The sequence below is a fragment of the Streptomyces longispororuber genome (assembly GCF_024448165.1).
In the GTDB taxonomy this organism is placed as follows: Bacteria; Actinomycetota; Actinomycetes; order Streptomycetales; family Streptomycetaceae; genus Streptomyces; species Streptomyces longispororuber_A.
The window spans coordinates 1-2,381 of record NZ_JAMOLN010000424.1; the positions used below are offsets into that span (position 1 = coordinate 1).

The 2,381-nt window shown below is 70.9% G+C and carries 2 protein-coding genes and 1 pseudogene; 2 read left to right on the top strand and 1 reads right to left on the bottom strand.

Features of this window, described 5'->3' with window-relative positions:
• Positions 1-513, bottom strand: a 513-nt coding sequence (locus M4J07_RS47640) for a maltokinase N-terminal cap-like domain-containing protein (protein WP_255983644.1), incomplete at its 3' end; no start/stop codon positions are given.
• Positions 514-728: 215 nt separating this feature from the next.
• Here M4J07_RS47640 and M4J07_RS47645 point away from each other — a divergent pair.
• Positions 729-1,946, top strand: coding sequence for a S8 family peptidase (locus tag M4J07_RS47645; RefSeq protein ID WP_255983646.1), 1,218 nt, complete (start codon positions 729-731; stop codon positions 1,944-1,946).
• Between the two features lie 208 nt (positions 1,947-2,154).
• Positions 2,155-2,381: pseudogene (locus tag M4J07_RS47650) on the top strand (RNA polymerase sigma factor); the annotation flags it as partial.

Here is a 2,381-nt window from a genome sequence, read left to right on the forward strand (position 1 = left end):
CCCCGACTGCCACTCGGCGGTGACGCCACGGGGGACGGTGGTGCCCGGCTCCAGGACCCGGACGAACTCCGGGCGGCCGTCCGCGCCGTCGAGCCGGGCCCGCACGGTCTCGTCGAGCGCGCCGTCGACGCTCTGCGCGTGCGCGGGCACCTCGCCCTTGAGCAGCGCGGTCAACTCGGCGACGAGCACCGGGTCCCGGGTCCCGTCGTACACCCACCGGTCGCCGAGGACGCCGTGCACGGTCGTCCCGATGAGCGCGCCGTCGGGCGCGTCGGGCAGCGGGGCGCCGCGGTAGGTCAGCGGCACGTGGTACGTCACCGGCTCAGGACCCGAGGCGTCGGTGACGGCCATGAACTCGATGCCGACCGCGCCGGCCGGGTCGTCGAGCCGGAAGCCGCCGGCCTTGGTGAGGTCGGGGGTGCCGTCGCCCCGGTACCAGGGCTGCTTCGGGAGCCAGCCGGTGAGGAGTTCGAGCTTGGTGGGCTTCAGGGTGGTGTGGTGGATGATCGCCATGGGCGTCATCCTCCCCCCGGCGGCCGGGACCCGGCAGCCCGCCACGGTCCCGCAGTTCGGCCGGAATCCGCCGCAACCCTCCCGCAACTTCCACTCGCCCTCCACGGGCGATATGGCCGATTCCGCCCCCTCGTACAACCTTGTGGCGCTTCACACCGCACGAGAGGCTGCCAACTGGCGTGAGACTGCGCCGAGTTGAGGAGGGGAACTCACACATGGCAGTGACCGTGCCAGTGTCGCGAAAGCGGCGACTGCGCTGGGCCGGGGGGCTCACCGTGCTCGCCACGGCCGCGGCGCTTTCGGCCATCACGCTGCCCGCACAGGCCGCCCCCGCGCAAGGGCGGATACTCGGCGCCGGTGAGCCCGGCGCCGTGGCGGGCAGCTACATCGTGACCTTGAAGGGGGGAACCGAGGCCCCGTCGGAGGCGGGCAAGGACCTCGCCGCCAAATACGGGGCGAAAATCCGCCACACCTACAGCAAGGCGCTCAACGGGTACGCGGTGAAGGTCAATGAGGCGCAGGCGAAGCGGCTCGCGGCGGATCCCGGCGTGTCCTCCGTCGTGCAGGACACGACGGTCGCCTTCGACCACAACCAGAAGAACCCGCCGTCGTGGGGCCTGGACCGCATCGACCAGAACGACCTGCCGCTCGACAAGTCCTACACCTGGCCGGAGTCGGCGGGCGCCGGGGTGACGGTCTACGTCATCGACACCGGCATCCGCACCACCCACCAGGACTTCGGCGGACGGGCCACCAGCGGCTGGGACTTCGTGCAGAACGACGCGGTGGCCCAGGACGGCAACGGGCACGGCACCCACGTCGCCGGAACCATCGCGGGCGAGCAGTACGGCGTCGCGAAACAGGCCGACGTCGTCGCCGTGCGGGTGCTCGACGACGAGGGCTCCGGCACCACGGCCCAGGTCATCGCGGGCATCGACTGGGTGACCCAGCACGCGAAGAAGCCCGCGGTCGCCAACATGAGCCTGGGCGGCTACGCCAACGCCCAGCTCGACGCGGCGGTCCGCAACTCCATCGCCTCCGGCGTCACGTACACCGTGGCGGCGGGCAACGACGGGCTGCCCGCGGACTTCTACTCCCCGGCCCGGGTGCGACAGGCGATCACCGTCGGGGCGACCGGTCCCGACGATGCACGTGCGAGCTTCTCCAATTGGGGTACCCGGCTCGACCTGTTCGCCCCCGGCGTGGACATCACGTCCGCGTCGTACGCGAGCGACACCGGGAAGGCCACCTTCTCGGGCACGTCCATGGCGTCCCCGCACGCCGCGGGCGCCGCCGCGCTGTACCTGGCCGACCACCCGGCGGCCGCGCCGGCCGAAGTCGGCAAAGCGCTGACAGACCGGGCAGTAACGGGCAAGGTGACCGGTGCGGGCCTGGGTTCGCCGAACAGGCTGCTCCAGGTCGACAACCCTTAGACGAGAGGTGAGTTCATGGGCCGGCTCCGTCGCTCACGACGGGGCCGGTCTTGTCTGTGTACTTACGCTCGAGTAGGTAACAAAGCACCGGATTGCCCACCCGGAGACCGTGGAAGGCTCCTCCGGTACACCCCACGATCCCCCCGCACGGCCCTCTCCCAGAACGTCGCTTCCGCAACCCCCGAATCCTCCGCGGACAGGAGCGGTCATGCCTGCACAGCGTTCGTCGTCGTCGCCCGCACAGAAGAAGGCCGCGACGCCCCCTGCCGAGAAGACCGCTGCGGCCGAGCAGCAGCCCGGCACGGTCGAGCAGCCCGGCACAGCCAGAGAGACGACCAAGAAGACAGCCCAGAACACGACCAAGAAGACAGCCAAGAAGGCAGCCACGAAGACGGCCAAGAAGACGGCCACGAAAGCGGTGAAGAAGGCGGCGGC

Bases quoted from the DNA above. Each gene is read 5' to 3' on its own strand.
- M4J07_RS47645 (WP_255983646.1), top strand. From the start codon at position 729: ATGGCAGTGACCGTGCCAGTGTCGCGAAAGCGGCGACTGCGCTGGGCC.